Below are 22280 nucleotides of genomic sequence, written 5' to 3' on the forward strand. Positions count from 1 at the left end.
AGCACGTCCATGCTCTGGGCGCGGGTGGTGCGCGGCGCGGCTTCGAGCGCGAAGGCCGTGAGGCCGGCCGTGGCCAGGCGCTGCAGGCCGGCCGCATCGAAGGGGTTGAGCATGCCGATGACCACGGTGCCGGGCTTCATGAGCGCGGTCTCGGCATCGCTGGGGGTGCGCACCTTGAGCACCATGTCGGCCGCGAAGGCGGCGTTCATGTTGACGATCTCGGCACCGGCGGCCTCGTAGGCGGCATCGGTGACGCTGGCGGCAATGCCAGCCCCGGACTGCACGCGCACGGTGTGCCCGGAGGCGGCCAGTTTCTTCACCGTCTCGGGCGTTACGGCCACACGGGTTTCGCCGGCCATCGTCTCGGCAGGCACGCCTATCAGCATAGAGATCTCCTCAGGGCAAGGGCAATACGGGAACGCGGCCAGAGCTTACAGCAAGATTACGGCTGCGCTGTCGCCAAAATCCACCGCCTGTTCGCCGCTTGATGACCGTAGTCATTGCATGTGTAGCTATATAAATGGTAGCGAAGCCGGCGGCATCGGGACCGGCAGGCCCGTGCATCGGTTGTTTCCCCCGTATCGGGCTCCCATGCTTCGGCGTGCCCGGCCGCCAAGCAGCGGCGTCCGGCAACGCTTGTCGTCAATTAGCGCGCATTTGTTTGCAATTGCTATCAACTCCAAGAAAGATACCTTCATTTCGTGCATTAGTTACGCGAAGCCTTTTTTCCGGAGACGCAGATAGATACACTTCTTTCACTCGAAAGCCCGCAGAGGCAAATTTGGCAGGAAGAAGGGGATGGAATGCGTATTGCAGTACTTGATCACGAGCCCGATCAGCTTCGGCTGATCGCCGAGGCGATGTCGGGGCTCGGCCACGAATGTCACTCGTACACCGAAGGGCGTCCCTTGCTCCAGGCGCTGCGCCGGCAAACCTTCGATCTTCTGATCCTCGAATGGAACCCGCCGGACATGCGCGGCCTCGAGCTCGTGAAGACCGCGCGCAACGAGCTGCGAAGCCGCGCGCCCATTCTTTTCGTGACCACCACGCGCGACGAGACCGCCGTGGTCGAAGGGCTCAATGCGGGCGCCGACGATTTCATGGTCGCGCCGGTGCGCGCCACCGAGCTCGAGGCCCGGGTCAATGCGCTGCTGCGCCGGTCCTATCCCGCGCAGCACGAGACCGAGCTGGTGTTCGGCCCTTATCACTTCTATCCGCCCGCGCGCGTCCTCAAGGTGAATGGCACGCCCGTCGAGCTGAAGAACCGCGAATACGCGCTCGCGCTGTTCCTGTTCCAGAACCTCGGCCGGCTGCTGTCGCGCGAGCACCTGCACGAGGCGGTGTGGGGCGTTGGCACGGCAGCGCTGTCGCGGTCGCTGGACACCCACATCTCCCGCCTGCGGACCAAGCTGGGCCTCGGGCCCGCGAGCGGCTTCCTGCTGCTGGCCATCTATGGGCTGGGCTACCGGCTCGAAGTGGTCGACGCCAGCACGCATCCCGACAGCCTCGCGCGCTGAGGCCCCGCCCGGGAATCTCCGCTCCGATACGGGCTCCAAACGGCTTCGGGCCCCTGCCGTGGGCCGCCCCAAAGGAATGAAGCCGATGAAAGTTCTCGCGAGGCTGCTGCTGGCCGCCGTACTGTGCTGGGGCGTCTTCGGTACGGCCGCCGCGCAGGATGTGGAAGCCAGCGACCTGGTGCAGGGCGGCATGCAGGCCATCCGGATGATCGACCAGGGCAGGACCGGCGAGCTCTGGGACGGCGCCACGGCCGCCACCCGCAAGCGCATCGCGCGCACCGACTTCGCCGCCAAGGTTTCCGGCAGCCGTTCCGCGCTGGGCGCGCCGCTGCAGCGCACCTGGGTGGCGGTCAAGCGCCGGGCCGTGGCCGATCCTGATGCCGAGGCGGCCGGACAATATGTCAGCATCGAGTACGAGACCCGCTTCAGCAACAAGCCGGATGGCACACTGCGCGAACTCGTGAGCTTTCACCTCGACAGCGACCGCATCTGGCGCTTCAGCGGCTACGCGCTGCATTGAGTAGTCAAAAGGGCCCAAGACAATGACGACCCCGCGCTGGAAACCCAACGTCACCGTGGCCGCCGTGATCGAACAGGACGGCCGCTTCCTGCTGGTCGAGGAGCACACCGCCCAGGGGCTCAGGCTCAACACTCCGGCGGGGCACCTCGACCCGGGCGAATCGCCGATCGAAGGCTGCGCCCGCGAAACGCTCGAGGAAACCGCCCACGCCTTCACGCCCACCGCGCTGGTCGGCATCTACATGGCGCGCTCGAGCCACCGCACGGGCAGCAAGGAGGACGTGACCTACCTGCGCTTTGCCTTTGCCGGCACGCTCGGCGCGCAGGAAGCGGGCCGAGCGCTCGACGAAGGCATCGTGCGCACGGTCTGGATGAGCGCCGACGAGATCCGCGCCTGCGTGCCGCGGCACCGCAGCCCGCTGCTGCTGCAGTGCGTCGAGGACCACCTGGCCGGCAAGCGCTATCCGCTCGACCTGATCCACGTCCACGAATCGGTGCGCTGACGGCGGCCGCGCGCCGGCCTCAGGCGGTCAGACGATGACCCCGCCGCCCAGGCAGCGCTCGCCGTCGTAGAGCACCGCCGACTGCCCCGGCGTGACGGCCCATTGCGGCTCGCCGAAGCGCAGGCCGAAGCTGGCCGCGGGGTCGCCGCCGCCTTCTTCCAGTTCGCACGCCGCATCGGCCTGGCGGTAGCGCGCCTTCGACCCGTAGCGGCCCGGCGCGGGCGCCTCGCCCGAGACCCAGCTCGCGTCGCCGGCCGCGAGTGCCGAGGACAGCAGCCAGGGATGGTCATGGCCCTGCACCACCCAGAGCGTGTTCTTCTCGACGTCCTTGCGCGCCACGAACCATGGCGAGTGGTCGCCCGAGCCGCGCTGCGCGCCCTTCTCCTTGACGCCGCCGATGCCCAGCCCCTGCCGCTGGCCCAGCGTGTAGAAGCTCAGGCCCTGGTGCTCGCCGAGCTTGCGGCCGCGGTCGTCCTTGATCGGGCCCGGCTCCTTCGAGATGTAGCGGTTGAGGAACTCGCGGAACGGCCGCTCGCCGATGAAGCAGATGCCGGTCGAATCCTTCTTCTTCGCGTTGGGCAGGCCGATCTCTTCCGCGATGCGGCGCACCTCGGTCTTGTGCAGCTCGCCCACGGGAAACAGCGTCTTCGACAGTTGCGCCTGGTTCAGCCGATGCAGGAAATAGCTCTGGTCCTTGGAGGGATCGAGCCCCTTGAGCAGTTCGTGCCTGCCCGTGGCTTCGTTCAGCCGCACGCGCGCGTAGTGGCCGGTGGCGATCTTCTCGGCCCCCAGGCGCATCGCGTGGTCGAGGAAGGCCTTGAACTTGATCTCGGCGTTGCACAGCACGTCGGGGTTGGGCGTGCGGCCGGCCTTGTATTCGCGCAGGAACTCGGCGAACACGCGGTCCTTGTAGTCGGCCGCGAAGTTGACGTGCTCGATCTCGATGCCCAGCACGTCGGCCACGCTGGCGGCGTCCACGAAGTCGATGTTCGACGAGCAGTATTCGCTGTCGTCGTCGTCTTCCCAGTTCTTCATGAAGATGCCGACCACCTCGTGCCCCTGCTGCTTGAGCAGGTGCGCCGTGACCGCGGAATCGACCCCGCCGCTCAGTCCCACCACGATCCGTTGCTTTGCCATAAGCCCGCCATTGTCCCAGCCCGGCGCCCGGGCGGCCGGCGTGGGGGAATCAGGCTTGGCCGCGCAAGCCGGCCAAGAGCTCGTAGGAGCGCAGCCGCGCCGCGTGGTCGAACACCTGCGAGGTGATCATCAGCTCGTCGGCGCCCGTGCGCTCGATGAAGGCCTGCACGCCTTCGCGCACGCGGGCGGGCGAGCCCACGGCCGAGCACGACAGCACCGAATCGAGCAGCGCGTTCTCCGCCGGGCCGACCTTCTGCCGGTAGCCCTCGACCGGCGGCGGCAGGCGCCCCGGCCGGCCGCTGCGCAGGTTCACGAAGGCCTGCTGCCACGAGGTGGCGCGAAATTCTGCCTCTTCGTCGGTGTCGGCCACGAACACGTTGAAGCCCAGCATCACATGAGGCTTCTGCAGCTGCGCCGACGGCTTGAAGGTCTCGCGGTAGATCTGGATCGCCTGCATCAGCTGCTGCGGCGCGAAATGCGAGGCAAAGGCGTAGGGCAAGCCCAGGTGCGCGGCCAGCTGGGCGCCGAAGGTGCTCGACCCGAGGATCCACACCGGCACTTCGAGCCCCGCGCCGGGCACCGCGCGCACGGGCTGCTGCGGCGCCTTGGACATGAAGTCCATGAGCTCGACCACGTCCTGCGGGAACTGGTCGGCGTCGGATTCGAGGTTGCGGCGCAGCGCGCGCGCCGTGCGCTGGTCGGAGCCGGGCGCGCGGCCCAGGCCCAGGTCGATGCGCCCCGGATACAGCGACTCCAGCGTGCCGAACTGCTCGGCGATCACCAGCGGCGAATGGTTGGGCAGCATCACGCCGCCGGCGCCGATGCGGATCGTCGAGGTGCCGGCGCCCACGTAGGCGAGCAGCACCGCGGTGGCCGCGCTCGCGATGCCCGGCATGCCGTGGTGCTCGGCCAGCCAGTAGCGCCGGTAGCCCAGCTTCTCCCCGTGCTGCGCGAGCGAAAGCGAGTTGCGGAACGACTGCGCGGCGTCGCTGCCTTCGGTGATGGGAGAGAGGTCGAGGATCGAGAACGGAATCATGGGCCGGATGATGGCGCGATCCGGCGATCCCTGCTCGTGCAAGCCATTGCCCGCTCTGCTAGGGCTGGCCGTAGCCCGGCTACGGGCTTCGCTTGCGCCACTGGCCCAGGTCGGCCTCGATGCGCTCGTTGATGTTGCCGCTCCACTGCGCGCCGAAGCCGGCCGCGCGCAGCAGCTCGACGATGCGCCGGCCGACCGCGACGGTGTTGGCCTCGCGCTGGTCGATCTCTGGAATCATGCCGCCGCTGAATGCGAGGTAGAGGCGGCCGGTGCGCACGGCGGTGTCGAGGTCCTGCGCGTGATAGAAGCAGCAGCCGCGAATGCCCGAGGCAAGCCGGCCCGCGGCACGCCACTGCTCGCGCACGTCGTCATGGCCATCGGCCAGCGAGTTGCCGGCGCGGTGCAGCGCAATGATCTTCTCGCTGCGCAGCTGGGCGAACACCGCTTCGAGCCGGTCGTATTCGGTCTGGGCGGGCCACGAAGCCTCGGCGGCGCGCTTGGCGGCGCAGGCGCGCGCGGCCTCGGCCTTGACCCAGGCGCGGTCTTCGGCCGTGAGCTCGTCGGGGTCGAGGTACTCGTCGGTGATCATCCATTCGATGTCGCCGTCGGGATGGAAGCCGCACCACGCCAGGCCGTGAATGCGTTCGCGCGTGTCTTCGGGGTCGAGCGTGAGGGCCATGCGTGCTCGGTTCAACCTGCCAGGCACGCGAAGGCATCGGCTTCGAAGCGGCCGGCGTCGTCTTTCAGAACCAGGGTGCAGCTCACGTTGTGGGTATCTTGCGGATGGGAGGCCACCAAAACCGCGCCGGCCAGCCCCGCCGCGGCGGGCACCATCGTACCGGGCTGCGGCCAAAGCTCGATGTCCGCCCGTGGAGGCGGCGGCCATTTTGTAAGGCGAAAGCATTTGCCTGCGTGGCAAATCAGCCACGCCCGGGCCGCGGGCCTCGCATCCGGAGCGGCGAGCACGGCAAAAAGCCGGCCCATGCTTTCGCATGGCCGGCTTTTTGGAGGATTGGCGCTCGCCGAGCGCCGGGGCCGTTTTACAGCGGCAGAGCGTCGCCGCGGGCAGCAGCGCGGGCTGCGGCGCGCACCGTGGCGCGGTCCACCGTGCTGGCGACGATCGGGGCCACGCCCGACGAGGCGCCTTCGGCGTACGGATCGGCGCTGCGGGCCGCGACGGCGGCTTCTGCACGGACCGCATCGCGGCTGTTCGACGAAACGAGCACCTGGGCCGGGCCTGCATTGGCGCCGGTGGCGTAGGGGTTGGCGCTGTGCGCGGCAACCACGGCCTGGCCGGCGACGTCGGCGCGGCTGGCGGCCGAGGTCAGCTGATGCACGCCTTCGTAGGTTTCGGCGTGGGCGGCACCGGCGACGGCCATGAGGGCAACAGCAACGGCGGAGAGGATCTTCGAGGCGGTCATTTTGATTTCCTTCAATTCAGTTCAGTTTTGACTTTGGATGATTTCGAACCGGTCTTGGGTGGGTCACCGTCCCATCGGGGGGCGGCCACCTCGCTCGGGGCCCTGTTCACCCAGATCGGCTTGGGGGCCGGTCTGTGAGATGAATTGTGCGCCGTCTTCTACGTAAAAACCCTTAGCAAAAAGAACCACGGCGTTCACGGAAAGGAAACAATCGCACCGCCCAAGCGAGAAACCGGGGCCATGGCGACGCCGGCCTTCGCAGATTGGAAAAAGCGACCGTCCCCAGGCGCTGCGGCTAAAGTAGTTGCCCCAAACGGCCCATCCAGCCACACACACAACACAAGGAACATCAGCCATGGGCGCACAGTGGAAAGCAAAGCACAAGGACCTGGCGGCCAATGCCAAGGGCCGCCTGTTCGGAAAACTGGCCAAGGAAATCATGGTGGCCGCGCGCAGCGGCGCCGATCCGGCCTCCAATGCGCGCCTGCGGCTGGTGGTGGAGCAGGCCCGCAAGGTCTCGATGCCCAAGGACACGCTGGACCGCGCCATCAAGAAGGGCGCGGGGCTCAGCGGCGAGGCGGTGCACTTCGAGCATGTGATCTACGAAGGCTTTGCGCCGCACCAGGTGCCCGTGATGGTCGAGTGCCTGACCGACAACGTGAACCGCACCGCGCCTGAAATGCGCGTGCTGTTCCGCAAGGGCCAGCTCGGCACCTCGGGCTCGGTGTCGTGGGACTTCGACCACGTGGGCATGATCGAGGCCGAGCCTTCGCGTGCCGATGCCGATGCCGAAGTGGCCGCCATCGAAGCGGGCGCGCAGGACTTCGAGGCGGCCGGCGAAGGCGGGGCCACGGTGTTCCTGACCGACCCGACCGACCTCGACCTGGTGAGCCGCGCGCTGCCGGCCCAGGGCTTCACCGTGCTGTCGGCCAAGCTGGGCTACAAGCCAAAGAACCCGGTCGATCCGGCCAGCCTCAGCGCGGAGCACCTCGAGGAGGTCGAAGTGTTCCTGGCCGCCATCGATGCCAACGACGACGTGCAGAACGTGTTCGTGGGCCTGGCGGGCTGAACCGCCGCCTTTCGGTCGATGGACAGTCCGGTGAGCAGCCCCGAGAACGCGGCCACCCGCACGCTGGCCGGCCGCTGCCTTTGCGGCGCGGTGCGCTACACGGTGGCCGACGCCTTCGCCTACGCGCTGAACTGCCACTGCGCCGACTGCCGGCGCGCGACCGGCTCGGCCTTCAAGCCCTTCGCCGGCATCGAGCGGCACAAGCTGGCCATTGCACAGGGCCAGGACGAACTCCTGGTCTTCGGCAAAGAAGACGCGGGCGACGTGCACTGCCGCCATTGCGGCTCGCTGCTCTACTCGGTGGTGCGCGATGGCCTGTTCGTGCATGTGACGCTGGGCACGCTGGTGGACGCCCCTTCGATCCGCCCGCGTGCGCACATCTTCGTGGGCTCGAAGGCGCCCTGGTTCACGATCACCGACGACCTGCCCCAATACGCGGGCCACGCCGACGCCGGCTGAGCCTCCGGCCTGCTACGCCGACCGCCCGCCGCGCTGGAGCGGCAGCCAGAGCGTGAACAGCGTGCCTCCGGGCCCCGAGCGCCACGACACCTCGCCCCCGACGGCCTGCGCCCGGCGCTGCTGGTTCTGCATGCCGCGCCCGCCGGCACCGGCCAAGGCCTTCTCGACGTCGAAGCCCTGGCCGTTGTCCTCGATGCTCACCCGCACGCCCGATGCCTGGCGCTCGGTGGCCACCCGGATCTCGGTGGCGCGCGTATGGCGCAGCACGTTGGCGATGCTCTCCTGCACGATGCGCAGGATGTGCAGCGCGCTGGTCGGGTCGAGCCAGTCCAGCGCCGGCAGCTCCTGCACCTGCCATTGCAGCGCCACGCCCGAGCTCTCGAGCCGCGGGCCGAGCCGGTAGCGCAGCGTGGCCAGCAGCAGCAGCAGGTCGTCCTCGAGCGGCTCCATCGAATCGATGGTGAGCTTGAGGTCGTCCAGGCAGCTCTTGAGCACCTGCGAGACCTTGTCGTCGCTCATGCTGCCGCCCTCCACCGAGCGGATGGCGCTGATCAGCGAGGAGCCCAGGCCGTCGTGCATGTCCTGCATGAGGCGCTGGCGCTCGTCGCTGATGGTCTGCTTCCTCTCGACCTCGCGCAGCCGCCGGTGGCTGAGCTCGAGCTCGGCTTCGCGGGCCGCAAGGCGCTGGGCCAGGCTGGCGTTGACGCGCTCGACTTCGGCAATGGCATTGACGTAGCGCCGGTACAGCAGCACCCCGAACACGCTGAAGGTGACGGCGTTGGTGTAGGCGCCCAGGTACCAGCCTTCGGGGCTCACGAAATTGTTCTGCAGCAGCCAGTCGGACACCCCCAGCAGCACGCACACGCCGATGCCCACGGCCACCAGCCGCCCCTCGCCGGAGCGGCGCCAGGCGCTGATGCCGCCCACCAGCGCAACGGCGACCCCCATCAGCGCCGCGCCCAGGTAGATCAGCGGCGTGACCTGCGGCGTGTTCCTCAGGATCGCCAGGCCCGGCAGCGTCAGCACGCCGGTCAGCACCGTCCACGCCACCACCGCGCCGGTGAACCACCGCAGCGGTCGGCCGTGCAGCTGGCGCAGCGCGAAGTGCACCACCGCCACCAGCCAGAACAGCGAGTTGACCGTGAGCCAGGCGAACCAGTCGTTGGCGACCGGAACGCCGACATAGAAATGCAGGCTGCGCAGGAAGGAGGTGGTCGCCAGGTTGAAGAAGAGCAGGTAGCCGGTTTCGTGGCTGCGCCTGAACCACACGAACAGCGCGAACACGCCCACCGCCATGAAGGCCGTGCTGAGCATGGCCGGCAGCTCCTGCTGCAGCCACTGCCGCATGCGGTAGCGCGGCTCCAGCGCTTCGGCGGGCCCGAGCCACAGCGACGAAACCGCCACCTGCGCGCCGCGTGTGTGCTCCATCCGCACCAGGATCTCGTCCAGCGGCGCGCCGTCGGTCGTCTTGCCCAGCAGCACCCACAGCGGCGTGCGGGTGCTGTTCCACAGCGGGCCCTGCACCTGCGCGCGGTGGACCTGCCGCCCGTTGGCGTACACCGCGATGGTGCCGTCGGTCTTGATGCGCGCGCCGTAGAGCGCGAGCGGCGCCTGCGCGGGCAGGCCGCGCGTGGAGATCCGCAGCCAGGTGATGCGGGTCGCACCCGCCGATGCACTGCCGTCGGCCTGGCGCAGCAGCGCAATGGGCAGCGCCAGCGGCAGCTCGACCGGCTGCCAGGCGGAAGGCAGGGCCTTGCTGTCCACGGCAAGCGGCAGTGCACGGAAGCCGGGTGCGTCCTGCACCTGCCAGTCGGCCTGCGTCAGGTGCAGCGCCGCGTTGTGCTGCGCAGCGCTGGTGCCGAAAAAGGCGGCCATGGCCACCAGCAGCGCCACGGACGCGGCGAGCACCACGTTCGCCCAGAAAGAGGCAAAGCGGTATCTGGAGAAATGTTCGAGCAGCCGGCGCGCAGATCCGAGGCTCATGCGAGGCTCATCCGCGTGCGGCCTGCCCGGTCCGGCTCAGGAAACAGTGCGATTCAGCTCAGAACGGAATGTCGTCGTCCATGTCGTCGAAGCCCGACGACGACTTGGCCGGAGCCTGGCGCGGTGCCGGTGCCGGAGCGCGCGGTGCCGCGGCCGGTGCGCGGGGGGCATAGCCGCCGCCACCGCCACCGCCGGCGCCTTGCGAGTAGCCGCCGCCACCGCCGCCCTGCGAATAGCCGCCGTCGTCCTCGGGACCGCCCGAGGGGCCGCCCTGGCCCTGGCGGCTGCCCAGCATCTGCATCTGGTCGGCGCGGATTTCAGTGGTGTATTTCTCGATGCCGTCCTTGTCGGTCCACTTGCGCGTGCGCAGGCTGCCTTCGACGTACACCTGCGAGCCCTTGCGCAGGTACTGGCCGGCGATTTCGGCCAGGCGGCCGTTGAAGACGATGCGGTGCCACTCGGTGGCTTCGCGCATTTCGCCGCTTTGCTTGTCTTTCCAGCGATCGGTGGTGGCCACGGTGACGTTCGCGACCTGGTCGCCGCTCGGGAAGGTACGCATTTCGGGGTCGCGCCCCAGATTGCCGACGACGATGACTTTGTTGACCGATGCCATATGCACTGCCCCTGATAAGTGGATGAAGGAGAAGGAAGAAAAGAACCCTAGATTGTGCCCGATGCCGGCGCCCCGGGCGCCCCCGCGGGGCCCCGCCGAAGCACCGCCTGCTTGAAACCGCCGCAACCCGCCCGCTCGCCATGAAATGCCGCTCGGACTATCATGTCCGGTTGCCCTCGGACGATCGCCCCCTTGAATTCCAAAGCCATTGAATACGCCGACGACGGCGCGCAGCGCGCACGCGACGCGGAACTCGAACGCGACACCTACCTCGGCGCGGTGCTCGCGCAGCAGCGCATCAGCATCCGCGGTGCGCGCACCCACAACCTGAAGAATGTCGACCTCGACATTCCGCGCAACAAGCTGGTGGTGATCACCGGCCTGTCGGGCTCGGGCAAATCGAGCCTGGCCTTCGACACGCTGTATGCCGAAGGCCAGCGGCGCTACGTGGAAAGCCTCTCGGCCTATGCGCGGCAGTTCCTGCAGCTCATGGACAAGCCCGACGTCGACGTGATCGAGGGCCTTTCGCCCGCCATCAGCATCGAGCAGAAGGCGACCAGCCACAACCCGCGCTCCACCGTGGGCACGGTGACCGAGATCCACGACTACCTGCGCCTCTTGTACGCCCGCGCCGGCACGCCCTACTGCCCCGACCACCACCTGCCGCTGCAGGCGCAGACCGTATCGCAGATGGTCGATGCCACGCTGGCCATTCCCGACGAACCGCGGCTCATGATCCTCGCGCCCGTGGCGCGCGAGAAGAAAGGCGAGTTCCTCGAGCTCTTCGCCGAGATGCAGGCCGCGGGCTACGTGCGTTTCCGTGTCGACGGCCAGACCTACGAATACAACGACCTGCCCAAGCTCAAGAAGACCGAGAAGCACGACATCGACGTGGTGATCGACCGCCTGCGTGCGCGCCCCGACATGCAGCAGCGCCTGGCCGAGAGCTTCGAGGCGGCGCTGCGGCTGGCCGAAGGCCGCGCCATCGCGCTGGAACTGGGTGCAAGGCCGGAAGGCAGCGCCGATGGCACTGCGGGCGCACCCGACAAGGAGCACCTGTTCAACGCCAAGTTCGCCTGCCCGATCTGCCACTACTCGCTGTCGGAGCTGGAGCCGCGCCTCTTTTCGTTCAACTCGCCCGTGGGCGCCTGCCCGAGCTGCGACGGCCTCGGCCACCGCGAGGTGTTCGACCCGGCGCGCGTGGTCGCCTTCCCCTCGCTCTCGCTCGCGAGCGGCGCCATCAAGGGCTGGGACCGCCGCAACGGCTACTACTTCAGCATGATCGAGAGCGTCGCCAAGCACTACAAGTTCGACGTCGACGCGCCCTTCGAATCGCTGCCCGCCTCGGTGCAGCAGGTGCTGCTGCACGGCTCGGCGGCCGAGGAGATCAAGTTCAACTACACCATGGAGTCGGGCAACTTCGCGGGCAAGAAGCTCACGAAGAAGCACCCCTTCGAGGGGATCATCCCGAACATGGCGCGGCGCTACCGCGAGACCGATTCGGTGATGGTGCGCGAAGACCTCGCGCGCTTTCGCAACCTGCAGCCGTGTCCCGACTGCGGCGGCTCGCGGCTGCGGCCTGAAGCGCGCAACGTGTTCCTGGTCGATGAATCGGCCCGGCCCGCGGACGGCGGCGAGCCGCCGCGCATGGCGATCTTCGAGCTCAGCCATCTCACGCTGCGCGATTCCCTCGCCTGGTTCCAGACGCTCAAGCTGCGCGGCGCCAAGGCCGACATCGCCGACAAGGTGGTGCGCGAGATCGGCCTGCGCCTCAAGTTCCTGAACGACGTGGGCCTGAACTACCTGAGCCTGGACCGCAGCGCCGAGACGCTCTCGGGCGGCGAGGCGCAGCGCATCCGGCTGGCCTCGCAGATCGGCTCGGGCCTGACGGGCGTGATGTACGTGCTCGACGAGCCCAGCATCGGCCTGCACCAGCGCGACAACGACCGGCTGATCGGCACGCTCAAGCATCTGCGCGACATCGGCAACAGCGTGATCGTGGTCGAGCACGACGAGGACATGATCCACGCCGCCGACCACGTGATCGACATGGGCCCGGGCGCGGGCATCCACGGGGGGCGCGTGATGGCGCAGGGCAGCTACGCCCAGGTGGCGGCCAACCCCGATTCGCTGACCGGCCAATACCTTTCCGGCACAAAGAAGATCGAAGTGCCCAAGCGCCGCACCGCCTGGCTGCCGGTCGTGAAGAAGCCGGCCTTCAACGAAGGCAAGAAGGCCTCGCGCTTTCCGCCGAGCCCCGCGGCCGAGCGGCGCGCTGCACGCGAAGCGGCGCACCTGGCCTCGCAGACCGACCTGCAGGAAATCCGCGTGGTGGGTGCCACCGGCAACAACCTGAAGAACGTGAGCGTGGCCTTCCCGGTCGGCCTGCTGACCTGCGTGACGGGCGTCTCGGGCTCGGGCAAGTCGACGCTGGTGAACGACACGCTCTACACCGCCGTGGCGCGCACGCTCTACCGCGCGCACGAAGAGCCGGCCGCGCACGAGTCGGTCGAGGGCATCGAGTACTTCGACAAGGTCATCAACGTCGACCAGAGTCCCATCGGCCGCACGCCGCGCAGCAACCCGGCCACCTACACGGGCCTCTTCACGCCGATCCGCGAGCTGATGGCCGAGACCAACACAGCGCGCGAACGCGGCTACGGCCCGGGCCGCTTCAGCTTCAACGTGGCGGGCGGGCGCTGCGAGGCCTGCCAGGGCGACGGCGTGGTGAAGGTCGAGATGCACTTTTTGCCCGACGTGTACGTGCCCTGCGAGGTGTGCCACGGCCAGCGCTACAACCGCGAGACGCTCGAGGTGCTCTACAAGGGCAAGAACATCGCGCAGATCCTCGAGATGACGGTGGAGACCGCGCACGAATTCCTGAAGGCCGTGCCGACCATCGAGCGCAAGCTGCGCACGCTGCTGGACGTGGGCCTCAGCTACATCAAGCTCGGCCAGTCGGCCACCACGCTCTCGGGCGGCGAGGCGCAGCGCGTGAAGCTGGCGCTGGAGCTCAGCAAGCGCGACACCGGCCGCACGCTCTACATCCTCGACGAGCCGACCACCGGCCTGCACTTTGCCGACATCGAGCTGCTGCTCAAGGTGCTGCACCAGCTGCGCGACGCGGGCAACACCATCGTCGTGATCGAGCACAACCTGGACGTCATCAAGACGGCCGACTGGCTGATCGACATGGGCCCCGAGGGCGGTGCCGGCGGCGGCACGGTGGTGGGCGAAGGCACGCCCGAGGACATCGCGGCCAACGAGGCGAGCCACACGGGGCGCTACCTCAAGCGGCTGCTGTAGCGCGCGCCCGTTTCCTGCACGAATGCGCGGGCCGCGCCACAATCGCGGCCCATGCCTTCCTTCACGCCGCGCCAGTTCGTCCTGCTCGTTCTCCTCACGCTTGCATGGGGCCTCAACTGGCCCGTGATGAAGCTCGGCGTGGCGGACTATCCGCCGCTGGCCTTCCGCGCGATCTCGATCTGGCTCGGCGTGCCGGTGCTGGGACTTGCGCTGGTATGGATGAAGGTGCCGTTCCACGTGCCGCGCCGCGCATGGCCCGAGCTGGTCTGGCTGGGCGCCACCAACATGTTCATCTGGCACGCCTGCATCATCCTGGCGGTGAAGGCGCTCTCGGGCGGGCGCGCCGCGATCCTGGGCTACACGATGCCGGTGTTCTCGGCGGTGATCGGTGCGCTGCTGTTCTCGGCCGTGCTCACGCGGCGCTCATGGGTGGGCGTGGGCGCCTGCGCGGTCGGCGTGTGGCTTTTGCTGTGGCACGAGCTCACCGACCTGGCGGGGCGGCCCGGCTACGTGGCGCTCGCACTGGTGGCGGCCGCGACATGGGCGCTGGGCACGCAGCTGCTGCGCCACTCGCGCATCGGGCTGCCGACGCTCACGCTCTCGTTCTGGATGACGGCGATGACGGCCGTGGTGATGACGGTGCTGTCGCTGCTGTTCGAGCGCGGCCCATGGCGCTGGCCCGGTCCCGTGACCTGGGGCTCGATCGCCTACAACGCGGTGCTGATCTTCGGCTTTGCGCATGCCGCATGGTTCTACCTGGCGCGCGGCCTGCCGCCGGTGGCCTCGACCCTGAGCGTGATGTTCATTCCGGTGCTGGGCGTGTTCAGCGGCGCGGTGTGGCTCGGCGAAGTGGTGCACTGGCAGGACTGGGTGGCCGTCGCGCTGATGATGGTGGCCATTGCCTCGGTGCTCTGGCCCTCGCGCAGCACCGCCAAGGCCTGAAGAAAGATCAGGTGGTCGTCTGCACGTGCAGGCGGCTGGTCTTGCAGCGGTGCAGCGCGCGGTAGTGCTCCAGCGGCCGGCCGTTGGCACCGTAGGCAATCGACTCGATGCGCAGCAGCGGCTCGGGCTGCGGCAGGTCGAGCAGCCTGCAGGTTTCGGCGTCGGGCAGCACCGCGTCGATCCAGCGTTCGGCGCGCACCAGGCGCAGGCCGTACTGGCGGCGCAGCACGTCGTAGAGCGAGCGGTCTTCCAGCCGCGCACGGTGCAGGCCGGGCGCGAGGTCCGCCGGCACCGCCGTCTCGACCAAGAGGCGCAGCTCGCCATCCACGCTGCGCAGGCGCTTGAGGGCCACCACCTGCGTGTCGTCGGCCAGGCCCAGCGCTGCGGCCTCGTGCTCGGTGGGCGCGCGCAGTTCCTGCGCGAGTATCTGCGTGCGCACCGAGCGGCCCTTGCGCTCCATCTCGTCGGAGAAGCCGAGCACGGTGGAAACAAAGTCCTCGTCGCGTTCGCGCGCCGATACAAAAGCGCCGCGGCCCTTGATCTTGTAGATGAGGTTGTTGCGCACCAGGTCGGCCAAGGCCTCGCGCACCACGATGCGCGAAATGCCGAACTGCTCGCCGAGCTCCGCCTCCGAAGGCAGCTTGGCGCCGATGGGCAGCACGCCCTGCAATATCTGCAAGCGAATGGCGTCGCGGAACTGGGCCCACAGCGGCGATTCGGAATTGCGGTCGAGCACGGTTGAGATGTCGTTGGGACTACTGTTCACTTTTAGGCTTGGCCGAGGACTGAGCTGGCCATCAATGATGCATCGAAAGAAGGCGCCTCGCCGGCCGCCACCGGGTGCAGCCGCACGTTGTGCCGCTCGCGCAGCGCGGTGGCGCAGGCGCACAGCTCGTTGTGGGCGTGGGTGGCGTCCCAGCCCAGCGCCTCGGCCGCCACGCCCGCGATCTCGGCGAGCGCGGCGTCGGTGACGAGGCCGCGAATGGCCAGCAGCGTGCGGCGGATCACGAGGTCGTCCAGGTGCAGCACGCCGGTCTCCAGGCACAGGTAGGAAAGCTCGGCGGCCGAGTAGTCCGGTGCATGCTGCAGCGGCACATCGCCCGAGGCCGCGAGCCGCTGCGCGAGCGGCAATGCCTTGGAGCCATAGCGGCCGAGCAGGGTCAGTGCGCGCCTGCGGTCCATGCCAGAGGCGCCCATCATCTTCTCGACGAAGCGCTCGGCCGCCGGTGCATCGGCCGGCAGTTCCGCGCCGCCGCCGATGGGCAGCAGCTCGGTCGATGCGGTGCGCGAGCGGCCGAGCAGCTGCAGCACCTCATTGGTGGCCTCCTCGGCCAGCGAGCGGAAGGTGGTCCACTTGCCGCCGACGAGGCCGACGATGGCGATGTCGCGCGTCGCGTTCGGCGGATCGACCACCACCGAATGGTCGCGCGAGATCTGGCCCGGCTTGTCGGCCTCCGAACGCGCGAGCGGCCGCACGCCCACATAGGTGTAGACCACGTCGCCGCGGCCGAAGGCCATGTTGGGGAAGACCTCGCGCAGCACGTCGATCAGGTAGTCGACCTCGGCCGGCTCGGTGACGATCTGGTCGGGGTCCTCGACCGGGATGTCGGTGGAGCCCACCAGCACGCGGTCCAGGAACGGATAGACGATGCACACGCGCCCATCGACCGCCTCGAAGTAGGCCATGCGGCCGTCGAGCGCATCGCGCAGCGCGGGATGGTCGAGCACGAGGTGCGAGCCCTTGGTGCCCATCACGCGCGGGCCGGCGCCGCCGAGCACGGCCGCGCTGCGGTCGAGCCAGGCGCCGGTGGCGTTCACCACCGTGTCGGCGGTCACGCGCACGAGCTCGCCGGCGATCTCGTCGCGCAAGGTGAGGATGTTGCCCGCGCAGCCCATCACGCGGCAGTAGTTGGCGGCCGCGGAGCGCGGCTGGTCGCGGCAGGCATCGCCGATCAGCTCGAGGATGAGCCATTCGGGATGGCTGATCCACGCATCGAAGAAGGTGGCGGTCCAGCGGATCGCCGTGCGGAACAGGCTGCGGTCGGCCAGTGGCACGCGGCTGATGCGGTGCCCCGGCATCACGCGCTGGCGGCGTCCCAGGATGTCGTAGAGCCGCAGGCCCAGCGCCACGGCCAGGAGGCCGCGCGTACGCTGCGGCGGGGTGCGGCCGAAGAACTTGAGCGCGCTGCTCATCAGGCCGCCGAAGAAGCTCGCGAGCGGCACCACCGTCTTGAGCGGCCGCACCAGGTGCGGCGCATTGCGCAGCAGCAGATTGCGCTCGCGCGTGGCTTCGGCCACCAGCGAGAAGCTGCCGTTCTCCAGGTAGCGCAGGCCGCCGTGGATCATGCGCGAGGGCGCGCTGCTGGCGCCGGCGCCGAAGTCGCCCTTGTCGACGATCAGGCAGTCGACGCGCTGCAGCGACAGGTCGCGGAACACGCCCACGCCGTTGATGCCGGCGCCCACGATCACGGTAGAGAAATGGCGGCCCGCGAGCGAAGCCGGGCGCACGAAGGGAAGTTGCCAGGCGCTCATTGCACGCTTTCCGCAATGTGGGTGAATACAGGTGACATGCTGTCGATCAGTTCGTTGAAACCGGCGTTGAAATCCGCATGGGCGCGTGCCTCGCGCGCATCGGGCTCGATCACGTCGCAGGGCGCGAGCAAGGCGCTGCCCTGCGCTGCGTCGCCCAGCCCTTGCGACATGGCGGCGTAGATCGCGGCACCGCGCGCACCGGTCTCGTCGTCGGCGCAGCGCTCGACCGGGCGCCCGAGGAAGGCCGCGAGCAGCCGCACGAGGCGCGCGTCGCCCGCGCCGCCGCCGAGCACCGTCGTCTGGCCCACCGCGAGGCCGGCCGCGGCCAGGCGCGCCGTGTGCCGCGCATGCAGCGCCGCCACGGCATCGACCACGGCGCGGGCCATGTCGGCGCGCGTGTGATGGCTCTTGAGCCCCACAAAGCCGGCCGTCACGCCGCCTCCGCCATTGACGAAGGGCAGGAAGCGCAGGCCGCCAGCGCCCAGCGGCACCGTCATGGCCAGGTCGACCACCGCGCGCGCATCGGGCAGCGCGAGCACGCCGGCCAGCCAGGCGATATTGGCCATCGAGGACGGGCTGTTCTCCATGTAGAGCCGCGCGTTGCCGCGGCCGAAATTCACGATGGCCGCGACGGCGGGCTTGGGCGCCATCACCGGGCCGACGACCGCGTTCACGCACCAGGTGCCGAGCACCGATACCGCGCGGCCCCGCCCTTCCGCGCGGATCGCGGTCATCGAGGCCAGCAGGTCGATCGCGCCCATGGCCACCGGGATGCCAGCGGGCAGGCCGTACAGCGCGGCCTCGGCGGGCAGGAGCTTTCCGATCGTGGTGCCGCTCGGCACGATGGGGCCGAAGGCGCCCGCGCCGAGCTCCGCGATGCCCGAGGCCTCGAGGGCCGTGCGCGACCAGCTGCCGGTGGCAAGCGACACCAGGCCGGCGGTGCTCGCATCGCTGGCGTCGGTGGCGATCTGGCCGGTGAGCAGAAAGCCGAGGTAGTCCTTGGCGAACAGCAGGCGGTGCAGTTCGCCGCGCTGCACGGCATCCGCACCCAGCAGCTCGGCCGCGATCACCGTGGGCTGCCCGGGCCAGGGGCTGCAGCCCACCTCCTCGAACAACTGCACGCCGTGGCTCGCCGCCAGCGCGCGCGCCCGGGCATCGGCGCGCTGGTCGGTGGAGCCGACGGCGCGGCCGCCGATGAGCTGGTTGCCGGCATCGAGCGCATAGAGGCCGGCGCCGTGGCCGGTGCAGGCCATGGCGCGGACTTCGGCTGCGCGCGGGCCGAGCTGGCGGACGACATCACGCAGCACATGCGTCAGCGCGGCGCGGATCGCGGGCGCGCCCACTTCGCAGCCTCCGCCGGGCAGCCGGTCGTGCGGCAGGGGCATGCGGGACAAGGCGACGGTGCGGCCGCTCGCGGCTTCGAGGGCCAGCGCCTTCAGGCTGCTCGAGCCCATGTCGACGCCGATCAATATGTTGGACTTCATGTCATAACAGCTTCGGCGAGTTGAAAGCAGCTTGCCAGTAGCGTTTCCCCTAGTTATCGCGGCGAACAACCCGCGATTACATTCTACCTGTCATAACAACTGTCGTGACAACGAGGTCCGAAGATCTGCTCGCAAGGCAGGTCGCAAGCTCTGCCAGTCAACGCGAGGAGACACAAGATGAGGCGAAATTTCCTGAAGTCCGCGGCGGCCGCCGGTATCGGCCTGGCCGGCACCAGCGCATTTGCGCAATCCACCCCCACGCCCGCCGCCACCGGCTTGCGCGGCAACGCGAGCGACGTCTACGTGATGAACGTGATGGTGTCGGGCGTCGAATACTGGTTTCCGGTCTACGAGATGATGAAGCAGCTGGGCCGCACGCTGGGCGTGCGCACGCGCTACACCGGCACGCCCGAGTACGACGTCAACAAGCAGCTGGCCTCGTTCGAGCAGGAGCTGGCGCGCAAGCCCGCGGGCATCCTGCTGCACCCGATGAACCCCGATCCGTTCATCGAGCCGATCAACCGGGCGGTGGCCATGGGCATCCCGGTCGTGACCTTCGCGGCCGACTCGCCCAACTCCAAGCGCGCCTCCTTCATCACGTCTGACAACGACCGCGAAGGCACGCAGGCGGCCGACGCGATTGCCGCGGCGCTGGGCGGCAAGGGCGAATACGCGGTGCTCGAGAACCCGGGCCAGGACAACCACGACCGCCGCATCGCGGCCTTCGTCAACCGCATGAAGACCAAGCATGCGGGCATGAAGCTGGTCGGCCGCGCCGCCAGCAACCAGGACCCGAGCAAGGCCTACCAGGCGGTTCTGAGCCTGGCCCAGGCCAACCCGAACCTGGGTGCGCTGTTCATGCCCGAGGCCAACTCGGCGCTGGGTGCCGCGCAGGCCAAGATCGAATCGAAGAAGAACATCCGCGTGATGTGCTGCGACGTGAACGCCAAGATCCTCGACATGATCAAGGCCGGCGACGTGTTCGGCGCCATCAACCCGAACCAGGGCATGCAGGGCTACATGGGCATGATGATGCTGTTCCTGGCAAAGAACCCCTCGCTCATCGACCCGATGAACGACGCCAAGCGCAACGGCACCAATCCGATGTCGGTGCCGTTCCTGGACAACGGCCTGTCGGTGGTCAGCAAGGCCAATGCCGACGACTTCTACTGGGACAAGTACCTCGCGCGCCGCGGCACCAAGGGAATCGGCGAGTGAGCGCTGTGGGCTCTTCTGCATTGCTCGAACTGCGCGGCATCAGCAAGCGCTTCGGCGCTTCGCGCGCGCTCTCGGGCGTGGACTTCTCGCTGCAGGCGGGCGAGATCCACGCCCTGTGCGGCGAGAACGGCGCGGGCAAGTCGACGCTGATGAACATCATCGACGGCATCCACCGCCCCGACGAAGGCGACATCGTTCTCAACGGCCAGAAGGTGGTGATCGACGGCCCGGCGCACGCGATGCGCCTGGGCATCGGCCTGGTGCACCAGGAGATCGCGCTGTGCGCCGACGCCACGGTGGCCGAGAACATCTTCATGCCCGAGATCAACGCCGGCCGGCAGGCCTGGATGAACTACGCCAGCCTGAACGCGCGCGCCGCCCAGGTGCTGGCGCGGCTCGGGCAGGACATCGCTCCCGCCACGCCGGTGCGAGAGCTGAGCATCTCGAGCCAGCAGCTGGTGGAGATTGCCAAGGCGCTCACGCTGGACTGCAAGGTGCTGATCCTCGACGAGCCCACGGCGGCGCTCACCGACAACGAATCGGCCGCGCTCTTTCGCGTGCTGCACGACCTGAAGGCGCAGGGCATCGGCATCATCTACATCAGCCACCGCATGGCTGAAATATTCACGCACTGCGACCGCGTCACGGTGCTGCGCGACGGGCGCAACGTGCATTGCGGACCGCTCGCCGGCATGACCGCCGACGAGCTGGTGCGCCGCATGGTGGGGCGCGACCTCGGCAACTACTACCCGCCCAAGCAAAAGGCCACCGAACCGTCCGGGCCGGTGCTCGAAGCGGTGGACATCGCCGATGGCGAGCGCGTGCACGGCATCTCGTTTGCGCTCCAGCGCGGCGAGATCCTCGGCATTGCCGGGCTCATGGGTGCCGGCCGCAGCGAACTGGCCGAGACCATTTGCGGCCTGCGCCCTGCCACGCGCGGCACGCTGCGCCTGCACGGCAAGGCGATCGCGATCCGCAAGTACAGCGATGCGCTGCGCGAAGGCATCGCCTACCTCAGCGAAGACCGCAAGGCAGCAGGTGTGTACCTGGACCTGCCGATCGCGCAGAACATCTCGTCGATGGCGCTGCGGCGCGTGAGCTCCGGCTGGGGCCTGTTGCAGCGCGCGGCCGAACACCGCCTGGCCCGCGAGCTGGGCGCCAGGCTCAAGCTCAAGTCGGACGGCGTGGCCATCGAGGTGTCGAGCCTGTCGGGCGGCAACCAGCAGAAGGTGGCGATTGCCAAGCTGCTGGCCACCAACCCCGTGGTGCTGCTGATGGACGAGCCCACGCGCGGCGTGGACGTGGGCGCCAAGTCGGAGATCCACCACATCCTGCGCGAGCTCGCGAACCAGGGCGTGGGCGTGATCGTGATCTCTTCGGAGCTGCCCGAGATCATCGGCCTGTGCGACCGGGCGCTGGTGATCCGCGATGGCCGGCTGGCCGGCGAACTGAATTCCAACGACATGACGGAGGAAGCCCTGTTGCGGCTGGCCTCCGGACTCTGCGAACAGGAGGAGATGGCATGAACTACCCGGCACAACTCGATGCGGGCCTGGCACCGCGCCCATCGGGAGGCGGCCCCGTGAAGCCCGCCAGCAAGCTCACCAGCATGCGCGAGATGGGCCTGCTGCTGATCATTGCGGTGCTGTGCGTGGCGATGAGCTTCGCATCGCCCTACTTCCTCACCTGGGACAACGTGCGCGCCATGCTGCTGTCCTTCTCGATCGAAGGCATCGTGGTGGTGGGCATGACCATTTTGCTGATCGTCGGCGGCATCGATCTGTCGGTGGGCTCGGTGGTCTGCTTCGCGATGGTGGTCACGGGCAAGCTGTTCCTGATGGGCGTGGACCCATGGATCGCGAGCCTGGTGGCCATCGGTGCGAGCGGGCTGGTCGGCGCGATGATCGGCGGCTGCGTCACGCGCATCGGGCTGAACCATTTCATCGCCTCGCTGGCTTTCATGGTGATCGTGCGCGGGCTGTGCCTGGCGCTCACGCAGGGCACGCCGCAGTCGCTGTTCTCGCTGCCGGCGGAGTTCAAGTTCATCGGGCAGGGCACGCTGTTCGGCGTTCCGGCCGTGATCCTGATCTTCGTGGCGATCGTGGTGGTGAGCGACTTCGTGCTGCGCCGCTCGACCTTGCTGCGGCGCGTGTTCTACACCGGCAGCAACGAGAAGGCCGCGCTGTACTCGGGCATCCGCGTGGGGCGCGTGAAGTTCTGGGTCACGGTGCTGTGTTCCGCATCGGCGGGCCTGGCCGGCGTGATCTATACGGCGCGCTTCGGCGCGGCCACGCCCACCTTCGGCGTGGGCATGGAACTCAACGTGATTGCCGCCGCGGTGATCGGCGGCGCGAGCCTCAAGGGCGGCTCCGGCACCGTGCTGGGCGCGGTGCTGGGCCTCGCGCTGCTGTCGGTGGTGACCAGCTCGCTGATCCTGCTCGACGTGTCGCCCTACTGGCAGGACGTGATCAAGGGCCTGATCCTGCTCGCGGCCGTGACCATCGACCACCTCCTGAACACGAGAAAGACAACGCGATGACG

21 protein-coding genes are annotated in these 22280 nt (G+C 68.6%); 10 read left to right on the forward strand and 11 right to left on the reverse strand.

Annotated features, from left to right (window positions below; translation table 11 throughout):
* Positions 1 to 386: Rossmann-fold NAD(P)-binding domain-containing protein (locus tag AC1DMS_RS28975; RefSeq protein ID WP_478182052.1), on the reverse strand; the 386-nt coding region annotated here is incomplete at its 3' end.
* Between the two features lie 417 nt (positions 387 to 803).
* On the opposite strand from AC1DMS_RS28975, the gene AC1DMS_RS28980 reads away from it, so the two are divergent.
* The 3 genes from AC1DMS_RS28980 (at position 804) to AC1DMS_RS28990 (ending at position 2539) form a co-directional block, all read left to right on the forward strand.
* Positions 804 to 1517, forward strand: coding sequence for a response regulator transcription factor (locus AC1DMS_RS28980; RefSeq protein WP_012745553.1), 714 nt, complete (start codon positions 804 to 806; stop codon positions 1515 to 1517).
* Between the two features lie 85 nt (positions 1518 to 1602).
* Positions 1603 to 2037 (forward strand): DUF4019 domain-containing protein, encoded by a 435-nt coding sequence (locus tag AC1DMS_RS28985; protein ID WP_012745552.1) that lies wholly within the window; start codon positions 1603 to 1605, stop codon positions 2035 to 2037.
* A gap of 22 nt (positions 2038 to 2059) precedes the next feature.
* The gene (locus AC1DMS_RS28990) at positions 2060 to 2539 is read left to right on the forward strand and encodes an NUDIX hydrolase (protein ID WP_012745551.1); all 480 of its coding nucleotides are present in this window, start codon (positions 2060 to 2062) and stop codon (positions 2537 to 2539) included.
* A 27-nt stretch (positions 2540 to 2566) separates the two neighbouring features.
* Here AC1DMS_RS28990 and mnmA read toward each other — a convergent pair whose 3' ends face one another.
* From mnmA to AC1DMS_RS29015, 5 genes are all read right to left on the reverse strand, one after another.
* Complete coding sequence (gene mnmA, locus AC1DMS_RS28995) at positions 2567 to 3676, reverse strand: tRNA 2-thiouridine(34) synthase MnmA (protein ID WP_478182053.1); 1110 nt, start codon at positions 3674 to 3676, stop codon at positions 2567 to 2569.
* 49 nt (positions 3677 to 3725) lie between these two features.
* Positions 3726 to 4712 carry an LLM class flavin-dependent oxidoreductase gene (locus AC1DMS_RS29000; protein WP_012745549.1) on the reverse strand — a complete coding sequence of 329 codons (987 nt, stop codon included), beginning with the start codon at positions 4710 to 4712 and terminating at the stop codon, positions 3726 to 3728.
* Between the two features lie 79 nt (positions 4713 to 4791).
* Entirely contained in the window at positions 4792 to 5391 is a 600-nt protein-coding gene (locus tag AC1DMS_RS29005) for a DUF6891 domain-containing protein (RefSeq protein WP_012745548.1), read from the reverse strand.
* Positions 5392 to 5402: 11 nt separating this feature from the next.
* Positions 5403 to 5696 (reverse strand): hypothetical protein, encoded by a 294-nt coding sequence (locus AC1DMS_RS29010; RefSeq protein ID WP_307592979.1) that lies wholly within the window; start codon positions 5694 to 5696, stop codon positions 5403 to 5405.
* A 56-nt stretch (positions 5697 to 5752) separates the two neighbouring features.
* Positions 5753 to 6133 carry a hypothetical protein gene (locus AC1DMS_RS29015; protein WP_018903959.1) on the reverse strand — a complete coding sequence of 127 codons (381 nt, stop codon included), beginning with the start codon at positions 6131 to 6133 and terminating at the stop codon, positions 5753 to 5755.
* Positions 6134 to 6488: 355 nt separating this feature from the next.
* Here AC1DMS_RS29015 and AC1DMS_RS29020 point away from each other — a divergent pair, with 355 nt between their 5' ends.
* Together AC1DMS_RS29020 and AC1DMS_RS29025 are read left to right on the forward strand one after the other, a co-directional pair.
* On the forward strand, positions 6489 to 7202 hold the full coding sequence (locus tag AC1DMS_RS29020) for a YebC/PmpR family DNA-binding transcriptional regulator (RefSeq protein WP_012745545.1): 714 nt from the start codon (positions 6489 to 6491) through the stop codon (positions 7200 to 7202).
* Positions 7203 to 7220: 18 nt separating this feature from the next.
* A complete protein-coding gene (locus AC1DMS_RS29025) occupies positions 7221 to 7661 on the forward strand; it encodes a GFA family protein (RefSeq protein WP_478182054.1) in 441 nt (146 codons plus the stop codon).
* A 12-nt stretch (positions 7662 to 7673) separates the two neighbouring features.
* On the opposite strand, the gene AC1DMS_RS29030 is transcribed toward AC1DMS_RS29025, so the two are convergent.
* On the reverse strand, positions 7674 to 9644 hold the full coding sequence (locus tag AC1DMS_RS29030) for a sensor histidine kinase (protein WP_478182055.1): 1971 nt from the start codon (positions 9642 to 9644) through the stop codon (positions 7674 to 7676).
* A gap of 58 nt (positions 9645 to 9702) precedes the next feature.
* Positions 9703 to 10257: a single-stranded DNA-binding protein gene (gene ssb / locus AC1DMS_RS29035; RefSeq protein WP_012745542.1), complete on the reverse strand. Its 555-nt coding sequence runs from the start codon at positions 10255 to 10257 to the stop codon at positions 9703 to 9705.
* A gap of 162 nt (positions 10258 to 10419) precedes the next feature.
* Here ssb and uvrA point away from each other — a divergent pair, with 162 nt between their 5' ends.
* Positions 10420 to 13563, forward strand: coding sequence for an excinuclease ABC subunit UvrA (uvrA, locus tag AC1DMS_RS29040; RefSeq protein ID WP_012745541.1), 3144 nt, complete (start codon positions 10420 to 10422; stop codon positions 13561 to 13563).
* Between the two features lie 51 nt (positions 13564 to 13614).
* A complete protein-coding gene (locus tag AC1DMS_RS29045; RefSeq protein WP_418146578.1) occupies positions 13615 to 14505 on the forward strand; it encodes a DMT family transporter in 891 nt (296 codons plus the stop codon).
* A gap of 7 nt (positions 14506 to 14512) precedes the next feature.
* On the opposite strand, the gene AC1DMS_RS29050 is transcribed toward AC1DMS_RS29045, so the two are convergent.
* The 3 genes from AC1DMS_RS29050 to AC1DMS_RS29060 are packed head-to-tail and all read right to left on the reverse strand — an operon-like array spanning position 14513 to position 18521.
* Complete coding sequence (locus AC1DMS_RS29050) at positions 14513 to 15271, reverse strand: GntR family transcriptional regulator (RefSeq protein ID WP_478080635.1); 759 nt, start codon at positions 15269 to 15271, stop codon at positions 14513 to 14515.
* A 2-nt stretch (positions 15272 to 15273) separates the two neighbouring features.
* The gene (locus tag AC1DMS_RS29055; protein WP_478182056.1) at positions 15274 to 17037 is read right to left on the reverse strand and encodes a glycerol-3-phosphate dehydrogenase/oxidase; all 1764 of its coding nucleotides are present in this window, start codon (positions 17035 to 17037) and stop codon (positions 15274 to 15276) included.
* Entirely contained in the window at positions 17034 to 18521 is a 1488-nt protein-coding gene (locus tag AC1DMS_RS29060; protein WP_478182057.1) for an FGGY family carbohydrate kinase, read from the reverse strand. The genes AC1DMS_RS29055 and AC1DMS_RS29060 overlap by 4 nt, the downstream gene beginning before the upstream one ends.
* 177 nt (positions 18522 to 18698) lie before the next feature.
* Here AC1DMS_RS29060 and AC1DMS_RS29065 point away from each other — a divergent pair, with 177 nt between their 5' ends.
* From AC1DMS_RS29065 to AC1DMS_RS29075, 3 genes are read left to right on the forward strand one after another with little or no spacing between them, the layout of a single operon-like run.
* A complete protein-coding gene (locus AC1DMS_RS29065; protein WP_478182058.1) occupies positions 18699 to 19739 on the forward strand; it encodes a substrate-binding domain-containing protein in 1041 nt (346 codons plus the stop codon).
* Positions 19736 to 21265, forward strand: coding sequence for a sugar ABC transporter ATP-binding protein (locus AC1DMS_RS29070; protein WP_478182059.1), 1530 nt, complete (start codon positions 19736 to 19738; stop codon positions 21263 to 21265). Before AC1DMS_RS29065 ends, AC1DMS_RS29070 begins: the two co-directional genes overlap by 4 nt.
* Positions 21262 to 22278 carry an ABC transporter permease gene (locus tag AC1DMS_RS29075; protein WP_012745534.1) on the forward strand — a complete coding sequence of 339 codons (1017 nt, stop codon included), beginning with the start codon at positions 21262 to 21264 and terminating at the stop codon, positions 22276 to 22278. Before AC1DMS_RS29070 ends, AC1DMS_RS29075 begins: the two co-directional genes overlap by 4 nt.
* Positions 22279 to 22280: the final 2 nt, after the last annotated feature.

This window comes from Variovorax sp. 05T418, from assembly GCF_056396385.1.

Bases quoted from the DNA above. Each gene is read 5' to 3' on its own strand.
- AC1DMS_RS28980 (WP_012745553.1), top strand. From the start codon at position 804: ATGCGTATTGCAGTACTTGATCACGAGCCCGATCAGCTTCGGCTGATC.
- AC1DMS_RS28985 (WP_012745552.1), top strand. From the start codon at position 1,603: ATGAAAGTTCTCGCGAGGCTGCTGCTGGCCGCCGTACTGTGCTGGGGC.
- AC1DMS_RS28990 (WP_012745551.1), top strand. From the start codon at position 2,060: ATGACGACCCCGCGCTGGAAACCCAACGTCACCGTGGCCGCCGTGATC.
- mnmA (WP_478182053.1), bottom strand. From the start codon at position 3,676: ATGGCAAAGCAACGGATCGTGGTGGGACTGAGCGGCGGGGTCGATTCC.
- AC1DMS_RS29000 (WP_012745549.1), bottom strand. From the start codon at position 4,712: ATGATTCCGTTCTCGATCCTCGACCTCTCTCCCATCACCGAAGGCAGC.
- AC1DMS_RS29005 (WP_012745548.1), bottom strand. From the start codon at position 5,391: ATGGCCCTCACGCTCGACCCCGAAGACACGCGCGAACGCATTCACGGC.
- AC1DMS_RS29010 (WP_307592979.1), bottom strand. From the start codon at position 5,696: ATGGGCCGGCTTTTTGCCGTGCTCGCCGCTCCGGATGCGAGGCCCGCG.
- AC1DMS_RS29015 (WP_018903959.1), bottom strand. From the start codon at position 6,133: ATGACCGCCTCGAAGATCCTCTCCGCCGTTGCTGTTGCCCTCATGGCC.
- AC1DMS_RS29020 (WP_012745545.1), top strand. From the start codon at position 6,489: ATGGGCGCACAGTGGAAAGCAAAGCACAAGGACCTGGCGGCCAATGCC.
- AC1DMS_RS29025 (WP_478182054.1), top strand. From the start codon at position 7,221: ATGGACAGTCCGGTGAGCAGCCCCGAGAACGCGGCCACCCGCACGCTG.
- AC1DMS_RS29030 (WP_478182055.1), bottom strand. From the start codon at position 9,644: ATGAGCCTCGGATCTGCGCGCCGGCTGCTCGAACATTTCTCCAGATAC.
- ssb (WP_012745542.1), bottom strand. From the start codon at position 10,257: ATGGCATCGGTCAACAAAGTCATCGTCGTCGGCAATCTGGGGCGCGAC.
- uvrA (WP_012745541.1), top strand. From the start codon at position 10,420: ATGTCCGGTTGCCCTCGGACGATCGCCCCCTTGAATTCCAAAGCCATT.
- AC1DMS_RS29045 (WP_418146578.1), top strand. From the start codon at position 13,615: ATGCCTTCCTTCACGCCGCGCCAGTTCGTCCTGCTCGTTCTCCTCACG.
- AC1DMS_RS29055 (WP_478182056.1), bottom strand. From the start codon at position 17,037: ATGAGCGCCTGGCAACTTCCCTTCGTGCGCCCGGCTTCGCTCGCGGGC.
- AC1DMS_RS29060 (WP_478182057.1), bottom strand. From the start codon at position 18,521: ATGAAGTCCAACATATTGATCGGCGTCGACATGGGCTCGAGCAGCCTG.
- AC1DMS_RS29065 (WP_478182058.1), top strand. From the start codon at position 18,699: ATGAGGCGAAATTTCCTGAAGTCCGCGGCGGCCGCCGGTATCGGCCTG.
- AC1DMS_RS29075 (WP_012745534.1), top strand. From the start codon at position 21,262: ATGAACTACCCGGCACAACTCGATGCGGGCCTGGCACCGCGCCCATCG.